General features: G+C 65.9%; 16 protein-coding genes. 7 read left to right on the top strand and 9 right to left on the bottom strand.

Annotated elements, in window-relative coordinates:
• Positions 1 to 10: 10 nt before the first annotated feature.
• Positions 11 to 1,948 carry an asparagine synthase (glutamine-hydrolyzing) gene (gene asnB / locus DK26_RS18590; RefSeq protein WP_066475656.1) on the bottom strand — a complete coding sequence of 646 codons (1,938 nt, stop codon included), beginning with the start codon at positions 1,946 to 1,948 and terminating at the stop codon, positions 11 to 13.
• A 348-nt stretch (positions 1,949 to 2,296) separates the two neighbouring features.
• On the opposite strand from asnB, the gene DK26_RS18595 reads away from it, so the two are divergent.
• The 7 genes from DK26_RS18595 to DK26_RS18625 all read left to right on the top strand — a co-directional run bounded on the left by DK26_RS18595 (position 2,297) and on the right by DK26_RS18625 (position 9,385).
• Positions 2,297 to 3,802: a GumC family protein gene (locus tag DK26_RS18595; protein WP_066475657.1), complete on the top strand. Its 1,506-nt coding sequence runs from the start codon at positions 2,297 to 2,299 to the stop codon at positions 3,800 to 3,802.
• A gap of 14 nt (positions 3,803 to 3,816) precedes the next feature.
• A complete protein-coding gene (locus DK26_RS18600) occupies positions 3,817 to 5,145 on the top strand; it encodes an O-antigen ligase (RefSeq protein ID WP_066475658.1) in 1,329 nt (442 codons plus the stop codon).
• The gene (locus DK26_RS18605; RefSeq protein WP_066475660.1) at positions 5,138 to 5,905 is read left to right on the top strand and encodes a polysaccharide deacetylase family protein; all 768 of its coding nucleotides are present in this window, start codon (positions 5,138 to 5,140) and stop codon (positions 5,903 to 5,905) included. The genes DK26_RS18600 and DK26_RS18605 overlap by 8 nt, the downstream gene beginning before the upstream one ends.
• Positions 5,906 to 5,915: 10 nt before the next feature.
• Positions 5,916 to 7,157 (top strand): glycosyltransferase family 4 protein, encoded by a 1,242-nt coding sequence (locus DK26_RS18610; protein WP_066475661.1) that lies wholly within the window; start codon positions 5,916 to 5,918, stop codon positions 7,155 to 7,157.
• Between the two features lie 264 nt (positions 7,158 to 7,421).
• On the top strand, positions 7,422 to 8,579 hold the full coding sequence (locus tag DK26_RS18615; RefSeq protein ID WP_066475826.1) for a glycosyltransferase family 4 protein: 1,158 nt from the start codon (positions 7,422 to 7,424) through the stop codon (positions 8,577 to 8,579).
• 66 nt (positions 8,580 to 8,645) lie between these two features.
• Complete coding sequence (locus tag DK26_RS18620; RefSeq protein ID WP_066475662.1) at positions 8,646 to 9,014, top strand: VanZ family protein; 369 nt, start codon at positions 8,646 to 8,648, stop codon at positions 9,012 to 9,014.
• Between the two features lie 176 nt (positions 9,015 to 9,190).
• Entirely contained in the window at positions 9,191 to 9,385 is a 195-nt protein-coding gene (locus tag DK26_RS18625; protein WP_066475663.1) for a DUF6494 family protein, read from the top strand.
• 7 nt (positions 9,386 to 9,392) lie between these two features.
• Here the strand turns inward: DK26_RS18625 and groL are convergent, their stop codons facing one another.
• The 8 genes from groL to DK26_RS18665 form a co-directional block, all read right to left on the bottom strand.
• Complete coding sequence (groL, locus tag DK26_RS18630; RefSeq protein ID WP_066475664.1) at positions 9,393 to 11,015, bottom strand: chaperonin GroEL; 1,623 nt, start codon at positions 11,013 to 11,015, stop codon at positions 9,393 to 9,395.
• Between the two features lie 160 nt (positions 11,016 to 11,175).
• Positions 11,176 to 11,535, bottom strand: coding sequence for a cytochrome C oxidase subunit IV family protein (locus DK26_RS18635; protein WP_066475665.1), 360 nt, complete (start codon positions 11,533 to 11,535; stop codon positions 11,176 to 11,178).
• Positions 11,536 to 11,546: 11 nt separating this feature from the next.
• Complete coding sequence (locus DK26_RS18640) at positions 11,547 to 12,269, bottom strand: heme-copper oxidase subunit III family protein (protein WP_066475667.1); 723 nt, start codon at positions 12,267 to 12,269, stop codon at positions 11,547 to 11,549.
• A 109-nt stretch (positions 12,270 to 12,378) separates the two neighbouring features.
• On the bottom strand, positions 12,379 to 13,101 hold the full coding sequence (locus DK26_RS18645) for a cytochrome c oxidase subunit 3 (protein WP_066475668.1): 723 nt from the start codon (positions 13,099 to 13,101) through the stop codon (positions 12,379 to 12,381).
• Between the two features lie 10 nt (positions 13,102 to 13,111).
• Positions 13,112 to 14,872 carry a cbb3-type cytochrome c oxidase subunit I gene (locus tag DK26_RS18650; RefSeq protein WP_066475669.1) on the bottom strand — a complete coding sequence of 587 codons (1,761 nt, stop codon included), beginning with the start codon at positions 14,870 to 14,872 and terminating at the stop codon, positions 13,112 to 13,114.
• Between the two features lie 61 nt (positions 14,873 to 14,933).
• Entirely contained in the window at positions 14,934 to 15,749 is an 816-nt protein-coding gene (locus DK26_RS18655) for a cytochrome c oxidase subunit II (RefSeq protein ID WP_066475670.1), read from the bottom strand.
• A 493-nt stretch (positions 15,750 to 16,242) separates the two neighbouring features.
• Positions 16,243 to 17,601: a dihydroorotase family protein gene (locus tag DK26_RS18660; protein WP_066475672.1), complete on the bottom strand. Its 1,359-nt coding sequence runs from the start codon at positions 17,599 to 17,601 to the stop codon at positions 16,243 to 16,245.
• Between the two features lie 25 nt (positions 17,602 to 17,626).
• Positions 17,627 to 18,331 (bottom strand): ABC transporter ATP-binding protein, encoded by a 705-nt coding sequence (locus DK26_RS18665; RefSeq protein WP_066475673.1) that lies wholly within the window; start codon positions 18,329 to 18,331, stop codon positions 17,627 to 17,629.
• Positions 18,332 to 18,335 lie beyond the last annotated feature (4 nt).

Consider the following 18,335-nt stretch of genomic DNA (forward strand, 5'->3'; position numbering starts at 1 on the left):
TGAAGAGATCTCAGGCGGCTTTCGAGCTCTGGCTGCCGGCGTCGGTGAAAGCCTCGAGCCAGAGCTGCGTCGACAGGATGCCGACGAAAGCCGCATTGTCGCGGAAACCGGAGGCGGGGCGCGCGCGGCATTTTTCGTGCAGCTTTGCCACCGCCTTCGGGTTGAAGAGGCCGTTCGCCGCGATTGCGGTCTCGCTGAGCGCGGCCTCGACATAGTCGGCGGCGCCGGCTCCGACGAAGGAGGCGCTGTCGGGCGCGCGATAGGGCTGCTTGCTGCGCTTGCCGATCGAAGGCGGCAGCAGGTCCTTGGTCGCCTCCCGCAGGATGTGCTTCTCGACGAGGCCTTTCAGCTTCATCTCGGGCGGCAGCCCGGCGGCGAACTCCACCAGCTTGTGGTCGAGGAAGGGGAAGCGGCCTTCGATGCCATGGGCCATCGCCATGCGGTCGCCCTGGCTGGAGAGGATGTAGCCGGGCAGCAGGAAACGGGCTTCGAGATACTGCGCCTGATGCAGCGGGTGCCAGCGCGCGAACCGCTCCGGCAGGCGCGAGGCCATCTCGTCGGCCGCGTCGTAATTCGCGAGGCTGGCGCGCAGGTCGCCGGAGAAGAACAGCTTCGTCGCCGCCGTGCCGTCGAGGCGCGGCCGGTGCGAATAGAGCGGGTCACCAAGGGGGTGGCCGTTCGCGCCGAAGAAGGAGGCGAGATACTCCGCAGATTGCTGCCGCAGGCCGGGCAGGTAAGGGTAGAGCTTGCGGAAGAGATGCGGCCTGATGCGCGAGCCCGGCTGGCGCGCGCAGAAGCGGCGCACCCGGTTCTCCTTGAAGATATCGTAGCCGGCAAAGACCTCGTCGGCACCTTCGCCGGTGAGCACCACTTTCAGCCCGGCCTCGCGCACCAGCCCGGAAAGCTTGAACAGCGGGGCAGGGGCCGTCCGGATGATCGGCCTCTCGGTGAAGCGGATCACCTCGGGGAAGACCGCGGCGATGTCACCCTCGCGGCAGGCGACGGCGCTGTGCTGCGTGCCGAGCGCGCGTGCCATCTCCAGCTGGAATTCGCTCTCGTCATGCTCGGCGCTGTCGAAGGTGACGGAGAAGGTCCTGAGCCCGCCCGGCGCCATGCCGACGGCGAGCGCCGAGGTGATCGAAGAATCGAGCCCACCCGAGAGATAGGAGCCGACCGGCACGTCGGCCCGCATGCGGATGCGGGTCGCCTCGGTCAGCAGGGCGCGCAGCTCCTCGGCGGCCTCGCGTTCGCAGCGGTGCCGGGAGGGAGCGCCCTGGTCGGGATAGTCAAGCTGCCAATAGGGCCGGGTCGAGACGCCGCTCTCCTGCACGATCATCAGCTGCGCCGGCTCGAGCTCGCAGATGTCGCGGAAGGCCGTGCGCGGCGCGATTGGCGCCCAGAGCGTGAAGATCTGGTCGAGGGCGACAGGGTCGATCTCAGCGCTGACCCCGGGTACCTGGAGGAGTGCCTTGACCTCGGAGGCGAAATAGAAGCGCTCGCCCTGGCGCGTGTAGAACATCGGCCGCACGCCCATGCGGTCGCGCGCGAGGACCATGCGGCGGCGGCGCGCATCCCAGATCGCGAAGGCGAAATCGCCGTTGAGGAGCGAAAGGCAGTCCTCCCCCATCTCGTCATAGAGATGCAGGATCACCTCGGTGTCGCTCGCGGTCCGGAAGCGGCGGCCCCTGGCCTGCAGCTCTTCGCGCAGCTCGACATAGTTGAAGATCTCGCCGTTGAAGGCGATCGTCAGTTCGCCGCTCGCATCCGACATCGGCTGCTGGCCGTCGCCGAGGCCGACGATCGAGAGCCGGGCATGGCCGAGGCCGGCGTCCTCAGTCGCGAAGAATCCCTGCGCGTCGGGGCCGCGATGGGCGATCGCAGCCGTCATCCTTTCAAGGAGATCTCTTCCATCCCGGCCGGGGCCGAAATAGCCAACGAAACCACACATACCGAGATGTTTCCGAAAATTCGGTCAGTTCTTCTTCGGATTATAGCCAGCCGGGTGAGGGCAGGCGTTAACGCCGTCGGATATTCACGCGAATGGTAAATTTTGGAAGGTCGGAAAGCGCAAGGGAAGGCTGCGCCGGATGGGCCCGAAAATTCGGAAGCCGGCAGCGGGGCGACGGCCAATACCACCCTAGGGCCCGACGATATCGCTCCGGCGCCACTGCCGACCTTGCCGTGTCTTCTACTGGATTAACGCAATTTTCAGGGGGCTATGCCTAGCTCTGAGGCAGAGTTGCGGGAGGCAGGTGCGTCTCTTCCGTCTTGAGTTGCGTACCGAGGGCGAGGCGTAATGTACGGGCCGAAGGAGGCGGAGCAGCGTCAGACGCCTCGACCCGTCGGCCAGAGTCGTGGCGCCAGGGCGGCCGCCGATTTCGTGGTCGGTTCCGATGGCACGGCGGCGGTGGCGGGAAAGAGCCCGCTCGCGCGCATCGGGCAGCTCGCGCGTATCGGGGTCGATGACGTCCTCGCCTGGCTTCGCGACGGCCTCGGCTGGATCATCGGCGCCATAATCCTTTGCCTCATCGGCGCGCTGCTCTACGCCGTGGTGACGCCGCCGCGCTACACCGTCTACACCGACATCCTGATCGATCCGTCCAACCTCAATGTCGTACGGGACGACGTCTTCACCTCCAACCCGCAGCGCGATGCGCAGCTCCTGGAAGTCGAGAGCAAGCTCAGGATCCTGACCTCGCGCAACGTCCTCTCGCGGGTGATCGACAAGCTCGATCTCGCCAATGATCCCGAATTCGTCAAACCCGGCCTGCTGGCGCCACTCTGGAACCTGATTTCGCCGGCGGAGGTCGCCCGCGACAACCGGCTGGCCGTGATGCGCGCCCTGTCGGAGCGCGTCGACGCACGCCGCGAAGAGCGCTCCTTCGTCGTGGTGATGCGCTTCTGGGCCGAGGACCCCGAAAAAGCGGTGGTGATCTCGAATGCCATCGTCGATGCTTTTGAGGCAGAGCTCTTCCAGTCCTCCGCCGAAAGCGCCGGCCGGGTGGTGAAGAACCTCAATAACCGCCTGGACGAGCTGCGCCGAAACGTCACGGAGGCGGAGCAGCGGGTCGAGGATTTTCGCCGTTCGAAAGGGCTGCAGCTGAACAATGGAGAGCCGGTCAGCGCCCGGCTTTCGAGCGAGCTCAACACTCAGGTGCTCGATGCCCAGCAGCGCTTCATCCAGGCAGAGACACGCTATCGGCAGATGAGCGCGGCGATCGCCGAACGGCGGACCACCAGCGCGGCGATCTTCGATTCCGCGACCATGATCAGCCTGCGAGCCCAGCTCAACCAGCTCCAGCAGCAGATCGGCTCGATCAGGGCGACATTCGGCACGCGGCATCCGCAGATGGTCACGGCGCTGTCCGAACAGCAGGCGATCGAGGCGGCCTTGGTGCGCGAGGCACGGCGCATTCTCGATGGCGCACGGGCGGAGTTCGAGCGCGAGCGCTCGACTCTGTCGACGCTGCGCGGCAAGGCGAATGACGAGAAGTCGAACGTCTTCAGCGACAATGAGGAGCAGGTCCAGCTGCGAGACCTGCAGCGCGATGCGCGGGCCAAGGCGGCGCTCTACGAGACCCATCTCGCCCGCACCCAGCAGATCGGCGAACGCCAGCAGATCGATACCAGCAACGTCCGCGTCATCTCGCGGCCTCTGCCGCCGAAGGCGCGCAGCTGGCCGCCGCGGACGCTGATCCTGCTCGGCGTGGCTGCCTTTCTCGGTCTTTGCCTGGGCATCGCGATCGCCCTGGGGCGCGGTGCGTGGCGCTATCTGCGCGATCCGCGGCCCGCGACCGCCTGAGGGCGTCGCCGGTCATGCAGGATGCCAGCGAAAATGGGGGTGGGGCGGAGGCGCTGAGGCGCCGTGTCGGCACCTTCCTCTTCATGGCGGTCTTCCTGTTCTACTTCATATCGTTGAACCCCTTCTTCGATCTGACAGGGACGGCTGTCCTGGATCCGAGCGCGGGCAATTCAAACTTCGCGAACCAGATCGTTTCGCTGCTGCTGTTCTTCTCGCTGCTGACCTATGGCCTGCTGCACCGGATGCGGGGCGTGATCCTGCAACCCCGCCTGCTGCTGGCGACGCTCTTCGTCTGGTTCTTCGGTATCTCGCTGATCTCCGCCCATCCGATGCTCGGGATCAAGGGCACTATCCTGGCCGTGATGGTGACGATCAACGCGAGCGTCTATCTGCTGCTACCCGCATCCGAGAGGCATTTTGCCCGGATGCTCGGCATCGGTACCTTGTTCGCGCTCGGGCTGAGCTACTACGGCATCTTGTTCAAGCCGACTCTGGCGATCCATCAGGCCTCCGAACTGCGTGAGCCGATGAATGTCGGGCTGTGGCGCGGCCATTTCCCGCATAAGAACAGCGCCGCGGCTGCCATGGTGCTGGCTGCATTCTTCGGCTTCTTCGTCATGAATGTCTGGTCGCGTCTCGCCGGCCTCACTATCCTGGCGCTGTCCTTCCTGTTCCTGATCCATACGGGCGGCAAGACCTCGACGGCGATGCTGCCGGCGATCCTGCTGCTGGCATGGATCTTTGAGAATGTCCGCTTCCTGCGGATTCCGATCGCGGTGGGCGGTGTCGCGCTGTTCAACTTCGTCGCGGTCGGAGCCGCCGTATTCCGGCCGCTCAGCGAATTCATCAACCAGTTCGGGGTCGACGCGACCTTCACCAATCGCGCGGATATCTGGCGCTTCGCCTTTTCCGCAATCGCGGACCAGCCGCTGACGGGCTATGGCTTCAGGGCCTTTTGGCAGACTTCGGAGCTCGTCCACAGCGGTGGTTCGGTCGAGACCTGGGCCGTGGCTGCCGCGAACGGACACAACTCCTATCTCGATATTGCGCTGATGACGGGCGTGCCTGGGCTGCTCCTTACCTTGCTCTGGGTGATCATCCTGCCGCTGCGCAACATCTCGCACTTGCCACCGGAGGCGGAGCACTCGCATCTGACAAGGCTGTTCACCCGAATCTGGCTCTACACGATCTTCACCGCCGGGCTCGAAAGCCTGTTCTTCGAGGGCGGCAACACGCTCTGGTTCATGTTCCTCGTCGCGATCTACGGGTTTTCATTCCAGGCGTCGGCGGTGTTGACGCCTGTGGCCCGGCCGAAGCCGCAGGGGATCGTTGCGCATGCCTAGCCTGAGCGATATCGGTCGGCATGGGGGCCTCGCCGACCGGTTGGCGAACCGTCTGATCTGGAAGTTCGCCGGCCCCCGGCGCATCCTGAAGACCGAAATCCCACTGGTCTCGTTCACCTTCGACGACGTGCCCGACAGCGCCTTGCGCGAAGGTGCCGCGATCCTCGAACGGCACGGTGCCCGCGGCACCTTCTACATTGCCGGCGGGCTGGCCGGGCAGGTCGAGCCAGAGCGGGTTCTGATCGGCCCGGAGGGCTGCCGGGAACTCGCGGAGCGGGGTCATGAGGTCGGCTGCCATACCTTTTCGCATCGCAGGGTCCGCGACATGTCCCTGGCCGAGCTGCCGCGCGACCTTGACCGCAACACCGCCTATCTCGCCGGAAGTGGGATCACGGCCCCTCCGGTCAATTTCGCCTTTCCCTACAACGCGGCCTGGCCGCCGGCGCGCGCCGAGTTCCGGCGTCGTTTCCGCAGCTGCAGGGCCGCCGGCGAGACGATCAATCGCGGACCCGTCGACCCCCTCATGCTGAAGGCGGTCGAAATCCGCCAGCCGGACCAGGAGGCGCGAGCCCTGACCGGCTGGATCGACGAGGTGGCGAGGTCGCCCGGCTGGCTCGTCTTCTTCACCCACGATATCGCAGCACGCCCGACGCCCTATGGCTGCACGCCAGAGACGTTCGAACATCTGGTCGCTCATGCGGTTGCGCGCGGATGCACCGTCCTGCCGGTCGACCGGGTGCTCGACCGGCTCGGTTGGTGAGGAGGCTGTCGTGTCGAACGCAGAACCTGCCGGAAAGCGCCTGCTGGCAATCAACAACTACTTCTATCGCCGCGGCGGCGCGGAGACGGTCTTCTTCGACCATATGGCGATGTTCTCGCAAATCGGCTGGGACGTCGTCCCCTTCGCCATGCAGCACGAGAACAATGCGTCCTCGCCATGGTCGGGCTATTTCGTCTCGGAGATCGAATATGGCCGGCGCACGAGCCCGCTGCGCAAGGTCGCGCAGGCCGCCAGCATCATCTACTCGCGCGAGGCGCAGCGTAATCTCGCGCGGTTGATCGAGCAGGCGCGCCCCTCCGTCGCCCATGCCCACAATGTCTACCACCATCTCTCGCCGGCGATCTTTTCGACCCTGAAGGATGCCGGGATTCCGGTGGTGATGACAGCGCATGATCTGAAGCTCGCCTGCCCGGCCTACAAGATGCTGCGCGATGGCAAGGTCTGCGAGGACTGCAAGGGCGGGCGGATACGCAACGTCCTGCGCCATCGCTGCGTCAAGGACTCAGTGGCCCTCAGCGGACTCGTCCTGGTCGAGACGATGGTGCACCGGGCGCTCGGTCTCTACCGCGACAAGCTCGACCGCATCGTGGTTCCCAGCCGCTTCTATCTGGAGAAGCTGGTGGAATGGGGCTGGCCGCGCGAGAAGCTGGTCTACATCCCGAATTTCGTCGAGGTCGACGGCTTTCGCGACGCCTGGGACGAGGGCGACTATGTCGTCTTCGCCGGGCGGCTCGCGCCGGAAAAGGGGCTCGCGACGCTGGTCCAGGCGGCAGCCCGCTCAAGACAGCGGCTCATCCTGGCAGGAACAGGGCCAGAGGAAGCGGCTCTCCGCGAGCTCGCTGCCAGGACCGGCGCCGATGCAAGCTTCGTCGGGCATCTCTCGGGGCAGGAGCTGCACCGCCTGATCGGCCAGTCGCGCGCGCTCGTGCTGCCGTCCGAATGGTACGAGAACGCGCCGATCAGCATCCTCGAAGCCTATGCGCTCGGGCGCCCGGTGATCGGTGCTGCTATCGGTGGCATTCCGGAAATGATCCGGGACGGGGAGACCGGGCTGCTCAGCGTGTCGGGCGACGTCGACGATCTCGCGCAGAGGCTGGCGGATCTGGCGGTGCTTTCAGCTGAGGACCGCAAGCGCATGGGCCGTGCGGGGCGTGCCTGGATCGCACGGGAGTTCTCAGCCGCCGCCTACCGCGACCGGACGCTCGATCTTTACGGCAGGCTCGGCAGCTGAAGCGAGGAAGAGCGCGCGACGTAAAGGTTAACAAATGGAAAATGGTCCGGTGCCTGCTGCATCACTTGCGACGGAATGGCCGTTTTCCTTATGTCTGCTGGCAGCTTGGGGCGTGAGGGTCTCGAGCCGTAGATTTCTCCGGCCCTCAGGGAGAACTTTCGGGATTGAAGAGGGACATTTGCAACGCCGTTCGGCTTGCAGCGTTGCACCCGGCTCGACTGGGCGTGACGGGTGGAGGCGACCATGACCAGTCTTCCCATCGCGATGCCGCCCGGTAAATCGGCTTCCGCTGCGGCAATGCCCGAGCCCCGCCGCCGGATCGTCTTCCTCGGCCTGCGCGGCATTCCCAATGTCCAGGGCGGCGTCGAGAAGCATGTCGAGATGCTGGCCGGCGAGCTCGTATCCTGCGGCTGGGATGTCGAGGTCATCGGCCGCAGCCGCTATCTGCCGCATGTCGGCTCCGGCTCGTGGAACGGCATTCGCGTCTCTCCGCTCTGGGCGCCGCGCAGGATGGCGTTCGAGGCCCTCGTCCACACCTTCATCGGGGTATGGCTGGCAGCACTGCGCCGGCCCGACATACTGCACATCCATGCGGTCGGTCCCGCATTGCTCGTGCCACTCGCCCGGCTGCTGGGTCTCAGGGTCGTCGTCACCCATCACGGCTATGATTACGAGCGCCAGAAATGGGGTGGCCTTGCCCGGCGCGTCCTCAAGCTCGGCGAGTGTTTCGGCATGCGCCTGTCGCACGGCCGCATCGCGGTCTCCAGCGAGGTCGCGCAGGCCATGGCGGCGCGTTATGCGGCGCCCGTCACCTATGTGCCGAATGGCGTGAGTGTCGCGCCGCCCGGCGCCGAGACAGGCATTCTCGACGAGTTCGGCCTGCAGCCGAAGCGCTATGTGCTGCTGGCGGCGCGTTTCGTCCCGGAGAAGCGACAGCCGGACCTGATCAAGGCCTTCGCCAAATGCGGCGCTGCCGGATTTCAACTGGTGCTGGCCGGCGATGCGGAGTTCGAGACGCCTTACTCTCGTGAGGTGAGGGCTCTGGCGAAGAGCGTGCCCGGGGTCGTGCTGACCGGCTTCCAGACGGGGGACAGGCTGGCGGAGCTCTTCGCCAATGCCGCGCTGTTCGTATTGCCGTCGAGTCATGAGGGCATGCCGATCGCGCTGCTCGAGGCGATGGCGTCGGGCCTGCCGGTCCTCGCCAGCGACATCGCCGCGAACAAGGCGCTCGCTCTGCCGACCGACGACTACTTTCCGCTCGGTGACATCGACGCCCTCGCAAAAGCCATGGCTATCAAGATCGCGAATCCGCTCAGCGAGGAGCAGGCGCGCGCCCAGGCGCTGCAGGTCGAGCAGGCCTATAGTTGGCCGAGCGTCGCCCAGAAGACCCTTCAGGTCTACCGTTCCACCCTGGTGAACTAGTTTGCTTGCCTCAGGCCCGCGGGCGCGCGACAAGGCCGGCTCGCCGCAACCGGAGACGAGCGGATCATGAATTCAAGAGCGCTTTTGCGCGTCCTGCCCTGGCTGCTGCTCGCCTTCATCGTTTTCGCCACCCTGTCCTCGCTCGAGATGCGTCCGCGGATCGGCCATGCCGTTCATCTCGAACGCTTCGGCGCCTTCGGGCTCCTGGGTTTCCTGTTCGCGGCCGTCTATCCGAGGCGGATCGTGACCGTACTGCTGTTCGTCGTGGCGGTCGCGATCGGGTTGGAGTTCTTCCAGCTGCTCTCGCCGGACCGGCATGCCCGCCTGGGTGATCTACTGGTCAAGCTGGCCGGTGGCGTCTGCGGCGTCGTAGCCTGCTGGCTGACCATGCGCTTCCTGCCGGGGGTGCGCGGCCTGCTCGCGCGCGTCTCCTGAGCGCCTGGCCGGCACGTGCCGGTACGTCGTTCATGTTCGCGAGGGGCGGCTGAACGTCACGGCAATCCGTTGCCGCGACAAAGGGATGGATCGCCGATTTGCCTCCGATAGGATGGCCTTGAAGCCAAGCTATCGATCGAGGACGCGTCCTGCGTCCTCCGGCCCGGAGGCAGATCATGGATGAAGACCGTTTCAACATGGCAGTCCGCAAGTTCCTGAAGGAGGTCGGGGTCACCTCGCAGCGCGAAATCGAGCGCATCGTGCGGGAGGGCACGGCTCAAGGGGGACGCGTGCGCCTGCGCATGACGCTGACCTCTGAGGACGCACCGGCGCTCGAACACGTGGTCGAGACGACGATCGACCTGCGGTGAGCGGGGTCTAGAAGTCCATGCCGCCCGGCATCGCCGGCGGCGCCTCCTTCTTCGGGAGGTCGGCGATCAGTGCCTCGGTGGTGATCAGCAGCGAGGCTATCGAGGCTGCGTCCTCGAGCGCCGTGCGCACCACCTTGGCCGGATCGATCACACCGTTCGCCATCAGGTCCTGGTACTCGCCCGTTGCGGCGTTGTAGCCCCAGCCATAATCGTTCTTCTCGATCAGCTTGCCGACGATGACCGGGCCGTCGGCGCCGGCATTCTCGATGATCTGGCGGGCGGGGGCCTGCAGGGCGCGGCGCACGATGTCGACGCCGGTGCGCTGGTCGGCATTGGCGGGCTTGAGCGCGGCGAGCGCCTTCAAGGCCCTGAGCAGGGGGACGCCTCCACCTGGCAGGATGCCTTCCTCGACCGCCGCGCGGGTGGCGTGCATGGCGTCGTCGACACGATCCTTCTTTTCCTTGACCTCGGTCTCGGTCGCGCCGCCGACGCGGATCACCGCGACGCCGCCGGCGAGCTTGGCCACGCGCTCCTGAAGTTTCTCGCGATCGTAGTCCGAGGAGGTCTCCTCGATCTGCGCCCTGATCTGCGCAACCCGGGCCTCTATGTCCTTCTTCCTGCCGGCGCCGTCGATGATCGTCGTGTTCTCCTTGTCGATCACGATCTTCTTGGCGCGGCCGAGCATGTCCAGCGTCACCGTTTCGAGCTTGATGCCGAGGTCCTCGGAGACGGCGGTTCCACCGGTCAGGATCGCTATGTCCTCGAGCATCGCCTTGCGGCGGTCGCCGAAGCCCGGCGCCTTGACCGCGGCGACCTTCAGCCCGGCTCGCAGCCGGTTGACGACCAGCGTCGCCAGGGCCTCGCCCTCGACATCCTCGGCGATGATCAGCAGCGGCTTTCCGGTCTGCATCACGGCTTCGAGCAGTGGCAGCATGGCCTGCAAGGCCGAGAGCTTCTTTTCGTGGATCAGCACATAGGCGTCCTCAAGCTCGGCGCGCAGCTTCTCCGCGTCGGTGATGAAGTAGGGCGAGATGTAGCCGCGGTCGAACTGCATGCCCTCGACGATGTCGAGCTCGGTCAGCGCGGTCCGGGCCTCCTCGACGGTGATGACGCCTTCATTGCCGACCTTCTTCATCGCCGTGGCGATCATCTTGCCGATCTCGGTGTCGCCATTGGCGGAAATGGTGCCGATCTGGGCGATCTCGCTATTGGCGGTGACCTTCTTGGCGTTCGCCTTCAGATCGGCGACCGCGGCCTCGACGGCGAGGTCGATGCCGCGCTTCAGGTCCATCGGGTTCATGCCGGCGGCGACCGCCTTGGCGCCCTCCCGGACGATGGCATGGGCGAGCACGGTCGCCGTCGTCGTGCCGTCGCCGGCGGCATCATGCTGTTTGGCGGCGACCTCGCGCACCATCTGCGCGCCCATGTTCTCGAACCTGTCGGAGAGCTCGATCTCGCGCGCCACCGCGACACCGTCCTTGGTGATCCGGGGCGCGCCAAAACTCTTTTCGATCACGACGTTGCGGCCTTTCGGCCCGAGCGTCACCTTGACCGCATCGGCCAGGATTTCGACGCCGCGCAGCATCTTCTCTCGCGCCTCGGACGAGAACTTCAGTTCCTTCGCAGCCATGGCCTGGGCCCTCCTCTGGCGATGGCAGTACCGGCGCGCGCAGGAGGCTCGTGCGAGTCTCCTTCTGGCCGGTCCCTGCCGATCACGTCGCTCCCGAGCGCATGCGACGGGCGCTCGCTTGGCGGGCCGGCATCTCGCGCCGGCCCTGAAATTCACCGCCTCACGATCCTGCCGAGAAGAAGGTCATTCGGGAGAGGAGCGTGTAGTCCGCTTCGAGGATCATGATGCCGACGAAGACCAGCAGCACCAGCGGCGGCAGCAGGATCGCATAGCTCAGCGCCAGCCGCTCCCAGGCCATGTGCATGAAGACGGCGATGATCAGCCCCGCCTTGAGCGCCATGAAGAGCAGGATCAGCGACCAGCGCAGCAGGCCGACGAGCTGGAAATAGTCGACCAGATAGGAGCAGGCGCTGAGGATGAACAGCCAGATCCAGACCACGAGGTAGAGCCTGATCGGATGGTGCTGCGCCTCGGCCGGGGGAGGCGCCTGCACCGTGGCGGGGCTCGTCGGTTGCGACATGGCTTCCTCCCTCACCAGAGATAGAACAGCGCGAAGATGAAGACCCAGACGAGATCGACGAAGTGCCAGTAGAGCCCGGTGATCTCGACGATCTCGTAACGGCCGCGCCGGCTGGTGAAGAAGCCGCGCCGTCCGTCGTCGAAATCGCCACGCCAGACCTTTCGGGCGATGATGATCAGGAAGATCACGCCGATCGTGACGTGCGTGCCGTGGAAGCCGGTGATCATGAAGAAGCTGGAGCCGAACTGCGCCGCACCCCAGGGATTCTCCCAAGGACGCACCCCTTCCGAGATCAGCTTCGACCATTCGAAGGCCTGCATGCCGACGAAGGCGGCGCCGAGCAGTGCAGTCAGAAGGAGCAGGGCGGCCGTCTTGCGGCGGTCGCGCCGGTAGCCGAAATTGACCGCCATCGCCATCGTCCCGCTGCTGCTGATCAGCACGAAGGTCATGATCGCGATCAGGATCAACGGCAGATGGTGGCCGGCGATTTCGAGGGCGAAGACCTCGCTCGGATTGGGCCAGGGCACTGTCGTCGACATCCGGACCGTCATGTAGGCGATCAGGAAGCTGCCGAAGACGAAGGTGTCGCTGAGCAGGAAGACCCACATCATGGCCTTCCCCCAGGAGACCTCCTTGAAGGCCTGCTTGTCGGACGACCAGTCCGAGACGATGCCCGGCCAGCCCGTGGCAGGGGTGGCCTCGGTATGCGCAGTGGACGGCAAGACCTCGTTCATCGCTCGCCTCGCTCGCAGCCGGGAGCCGGATGATCACGAATCTGCACCCGGATCTCGTCGAAATGGCGGATCGCGCCGCCCGTAATTCAATCCGTGTTCGCACTCACGCCTAAGTCAGCAGGGCCCGGCAGATCTCGATCAGATCGTCCGTCCAGCGCATCAGCAGGGCGAACAGCACGAGCCAGACCAGAAGCAGGAAATGCCAATAGGTGGCGCAGAGCTCGACGCTGAGCCGCAGGCGGCCCCAGCCTGCCGGCGCGCTGCCCATCGGTACGGCAAAGGCCCGCGCGGTCGTTCGCCCGAGCGCCACCAGCCCGCCGAGCAGGTGAAGCCCGTGGATCGCGGTGACCAGATAGAAGAAGGCACCGGCCGGGTTGGCCGCGGTGAAGTAGCCGGCGGCGCCGAGCTCCCGCCAGGCCAGCAACTGCCCGGCTAGAAACGCGAGTGCCGAGACGCCGGTGGCGAGCAGGCCGGACCTGACGCCGTCGAGTTCGCCGCGGCGCGCTGCGACGACGCTCGTCTGCAGCGCGATGCTGCTCAGCGCCAGCAGGCCGGTGCTGAACCAGAGTACCGTTGGCATCGGTAGCGGGCGCCAGTCGGACATGCCGCGGCGCATGAAGTAGGCGCTGACCAGCAGGGCGAACAGCGAGCCGGCGACCACGAGAAACGCCGCGAGCCCGATCTTGGCGATCGGCCGGGGGGACAGGCTCGCCCACTCGGCCTCGCCGACGACGCCGACCTCCAGCCAGGGCTTGGCGGTGAGGCCCTGGCGCAGCAGCCACCAGCCGGCGAAGCCTGCCATGACGACCATGAAGGTGACGATCACGACCATCGCCGGCTCCCTAGGCGGCTCTCGGCTCGGGCGGCTGGTTCTGCGGCAGGAAGTCCTGCGCGGCGCCGGGCACGCTGTAGTCATAGGCCCAGCGATAGACCACCGGCAGCTCCTTGCCCCAGTTGCCATGGGCGGGCGGCGTCTGCGGCGTCTGCCATTCGAGCGTGGTGGCGCGCCAGGGATTGCCGCCGGAAGGCCGGCCCCGCTTCAGACTCCAGATCAGGTTGAACAGGAAGATCAGCTGGACCGCGCCGACGATCAGCGCGACCACGGTGATGAAGATGTTCAGCGTCACGGTCGAGGGCGGAACGAAGGCCATCGTCCCCATTTCGGGATAGCGCCGCGGCACGCCCATCAGTCCGATATAGTGCATCGGGAAGAAGATCGCGTAGGCGCCGAGGAAGGTGACCCAGAAATGCAGCTTGCCGAGCGTGTCGTCGAGCATGCGCCCGGTGATCTTCGGGTACCAGTGGTAGATCGCGCCGAAGACGACGAGGATCGGCGCGACGCCCATCACCATGTGGAAATGCGCGACGACGAACATGGTGTCGGAGAGCGGCACGTCGACCACGACATTGCCGAGGAACAGGCCGGTCAGCCCGCCATTGACGAAGGTGACGATGAAGCCGAGCGCGAACAGCATCGGTGGGGTCAGGTGGATGTCGCCGCGCCAGAGCGTCAATATCCAGTTGTAGACCTTGAGGGCCGTCGGGATCGCGATGATCAGCGTCGTCGTGGCGAAGAAGAAGCCGAAGGCCGGATGCATGCCGCTGACATACATGTGGTGCGCCCAGACCACGAAGCTCAACGCCCCGATCGCGACCAGCGCCCAGACCATCATCCGGTAGCCGAAGATGTTCTTGCGGGCATGGGTGCTGATCAAATCGGAGACGATGCCGAACGCCGGCAGCGCGACGATGTAGACCTCGGGATGGCCGAAGAACCAGAACAGGTGCTGGAACAGGATCGGGCTGCCGCCCTTATAGGCGAGCCGCTCGCCCATCGCGATGATCGAGGGCATGAAGAAGCTGGTGCCGATCAGCCGGTCGAGCAGCATCATCACGGCGCCGACGAACAGGGCCGGGAAGGCCAGCAGCGCCATCACCGTCGCGGTGAAGATGCCCCAGATCGTCAGCGGCATGCGCATCAGGGTCATCCCCCGCGTCCGCCCCTGCAGCACGGTGACGACATAGTTCAGCCCGCCCATGGTGAAGCCGATGATGAACAGCATCAGCGAGACCAGCATGATGACGATGCCCCATTCCTGGCCGGCGGTGTTGGCGAGGATCGCCTGCGGCGGGTAGAGGGTCCAGCCGGCGCCGGTCGGCCCGCCCGGCGCGAAGAAGCCGGCGACGAGGACCAGCACGGCGAGAAAATAGATCCAGAAGCTCAGCATGTTGACATAGGGGAACACCATGTCGCGCGCGCCGAGCATCAGCGGGATCAGGTAGTTGCCGAAGCCGCCGAGGAAGAGCGCCGTCAGCAGGTAGATCACCATGATCATGCCGTGCATGGTGATGAGCTGGTAGTAGTAGTTGGCGTCGATGAAGGAGAGCAGGCCGGGAAAGGCCAGCTGCATCCGCATCAACCAGGACAGGACGAGCGCGACCAGCCCGATCGCCAGCGCCGTCGCCGAATACTGGATCGCGATGACCTTCGCGTCCTGGGAGAAGACATATTTCGTGATCCAGCTCTTCGGATGATAGAGCTCGACATCGTCGTGCCCGACTGTCGGCACCGGCCCTGCCACGCCATGCGTCACGTCCGCCATCAGGGCACCTTTCCGTCCCGACGGCTCGGCGAACCCGGTTCGGGCCCGCCCGGAGCCGCTCCTAGTTCTTCGCCTGCGCCCTCGACGGCGCCTGCAACTGGGCGAAGGTCTTCTGCTGCTGCAGCCAGGCCTGGTAGTTCTCGTCCGGCTCGACGATGACGCCGCCGCGCATGAAGGCGTGGCCGGTGCTGCAGAGCTCGGCGCACAGCGCCTCGAAAGTCCCCGGCCGGGTCGGGGTCAGCCAGTAATAGGTGACGACGCCCGGGATCATGTCCATCTTGGCGCGGAATTCCGGCACGTAGAAATTATGCAGCACGTCGAGCGAGCGCAGCAGCAGCTTGACCGGCTTGCCGATCGGCAGATGCAGCTGGTCGCCCTGGATGATGACGTCGTCCTGCCCATGCGGATCGTTCGGGGCGATCCCCAGCGGGTTCTCCGTGGTGACATGGGCGATGTCGGTGGCGCCGAGCTTTCCGTCCGCGCCCGGCAGCCGGTAACTCCACTGCCATTGCTGGCCGACGACCTCGACCGTCGCAGCATCGGCCGGCACCGTGACGAAGCGATGCCAGACCACGAGGCCGGGCGCGAGCATGGCCGCGACACCGACGCCGGTGCCGATTGCGAGCCACCATTCGAGCCTCTTGTTCTCGGGCTCATAGGCGGCGCGATTGCCTTCGCGATGGCGGAAGCGGATCACGCAATAGGCCATGAACAGCACGACGGCCGCGAACACCGCGCCGGTGATCCAGAAGGTGATGATCAGGGTCTGGTCGATATAGCCCCAGTTCGAGGCGATCGGCGTCCACCACCACGGGCTCACGAAGTGGAAGACCACCGAGCCAATCACAACCAGGATCAGTGCGATCGCGATAGCCATCTCTGTCATCCTTGCCGGGGCGTCGATGAACAGGACACTGATCGTCGCTGCGCGAGGGCCGCGTCGCGACGTTAGAAAGGCAAGCTCCAGTCAGGCGCGAAAATTGTGACGGACCCCGCAGCGCGCGCGGGGGCGTCGAAGACTGTGTGGGGGACGGCTAAGCAAGGCTCGGCGCAGGAAAGCCACGGGGCGCATGCTCGGTGGAGCGCGCCCTTGCGTTTCGAACGTTGCCTTCTCCTAGCCATGGCCGAACCTCGGCTCCGCCGGCGACCGAATTGGCGCAAAGCACTCGCCTGCTGCAAGGCATTCAGGCCTTGCGCTCATGGTCGTGCATTGTTGTCGTCCTGCACGCGAGCGTTGTCAAATCGGAAAGGTCAGCCGCGCGGCATGCGGGACGTTTCACTCCTGCAGCAGAAGGTGGGTCGATTTCCTTCAGGCGCAAGCCGAATGCTTGGCAGGGATATGTTGTCGCCGCGTTGCCTCGCCGAGCCGGTCAGTACCGGGCCGGTGAGACGAAGCGCCCGCTGCCCGGAGCGGCCAGAACGTCCTTGCCGTCGAAGATCAGCTCGCCGCGCAGGAAGGTCGCGACGGGTCGGTACGGTAGCTCGATCCCCTCATACGGGCTCCAGCCGACGAAGTTGTGCCCGCTGAGGGCAGGATCGTAGCGGCGCGGATCATGCGCCATCACCGTGATGTCGGCATCGCGCCCGAGCGCGAGCGCGCCCTTGGCATGGCCGATGCGGAAGAGCCGGGCCGGGTTGGCGGCGAGCAGCCTGGCTGCCCAGCTGACCGGCAGCTCCCGTTCGACCAGCCCCTTGATCAGCAGTTGATAGAGCGCTTCCAGCCCCGGCACGCCCGAGGCGTTCCGCGCCATCACCGGATCGTTCTTGCGGTCTTCCGACCAGGAGACATGGTCGGTCGAGACGATGGTGACATGGCCTGCGGCGAGATGCTGCCAGAGCCGCTCCACCTCGCTGCGCGAGCGGATCGGCGGGTTGATCTTGGCCTTCCCGACCAGCCGGGAGACGTCGTTCTCCTCGTCGAGCACGAGATAATGCACGCAAGCCTCGATCGTGGTGTCGAAGCCGTTGCGGCGATAGTTCTCGCAGAGCTCGTAGCCGCGCCCGATCGAGCAGTGCACGATATGGCCGGAGCAGCCGGTCGCCGCCGCGATCTCGTAGACTTCGGCGGTCGCCAGCGCCTCGGAGAGCGGCGGCCTGGCGAGGCCATGGGCGCGATAATCGGTGATGCCGGCCTGCGCGACGCGCGTCTCGGCATCGCGGACCATCTCGTCGTTCTCGTTGTGCACGCCGGCGATCAGGCCGTGCCGGGCGATCTCCGCGAAGCAGGCCTGAAGCGTCTGTGGCGGAATGCGCGGAAACCGCTGCGGATGGGTGCCGAAGGTCGAGAACTTGAAACCCGCGGCGCCGGCCGCGACCATCTCGCCGATCCGGGCTGGCCCTTCCTGCGGGTCGACGGTGCCGTAGAGCGCGAAATCGACGCGTGCCTGCTCGCCCGCCTCTCGTGCCTTGGTCTCCAGTTTCTCGGCCGTGCAGATCAGGTTGCCATCGTCATAGGGCATGTCGACGATGGTGGTGACGCCGCCGGCCGCGGCCGACCGCGTCGACCAGACGAAATCCTCCTGGCCCTTCTGCGAACGGGAGTGCACCTGCGCATCGATGGCGCCGGGCAGCACGAAGGCATCGCCGAAATCATGGCGCGTCCTGGCGGAAGGCGGTGTTCCCTCGCCGACCCGCTCGATGCGGCCGGCGCAAACAGCGACATAGCCGTTCTCGCGGACGCGGTCCGTGCCGACGACGCGGCCGGTGATCACCAGATCGAAATCGCTCATCGAACCTTGCCCGCAGTTCCAGTCTTCAGATGCCGAGAAACGCCGCCCGGATGGCGTCGTCGTCGATCAGATTGCTCGAGCGGTCCTCGCGTACCGTCTGGCCCTTCTCCAGCACATAGGCCCGGTGCGAGACGCGCAGCGCCTGGCGGGCATTCTGCTCGACCAGCAGGATCGCGGTGCCGGTCTCGTTGACCCGCTTCAGCAGCTGGAACATCTCGGCCACCAGCTTCGGCGCGAGGCCGAGCGAGGGCTCGTCGAGGATGAGCAGGCGCGGCTTGCTCATCAGCGCGCGGGCGATCGCCAGCATCTGCTGCTCGCCGCCGCTCATCAGCCCACCGAGCTGGTTGCGCCGCTCGGCGAGGCGCGGGAAGAGGGCGAACATCTCCTCGATCGCCTCCCGTCGCCGGGCCGGGTCGCGCTGCGTGTAGCCGCCCATCAGCAGATTCTCGAGCACGCTCATCTGCGGCATGATCAGCCGGCCCTCAGGGCAGAGCGCCACGCCGCGCGGCACCATCTCGTGGCACTCGGCACGGGTCACGTCCTGCCCTTCGAAGCGGATCGATCCACCCTGCGGCTGCAGGGCGCCGGCGATCATCCGCACGGTGGTCGACTTGCCAGCGCCATTGGCCCCGAGCAAGGCGACGATCTCGCCCTCCGCGACGGTCAAGCTGACATCGCTGACCGCGACGGCGCCGGCATAGGCATAATGGAGCTTGGCGACCTCGAGCATGGGG

This window comes from Allobosea sp. WAO, from assembly GCF_001509835.1.
Taxonomy (GTDB): Bacteria; Pseudomonadota; Alphaproteobacteria; order Rhizobiales; family Beijerinckiaceae; genus Allobosea.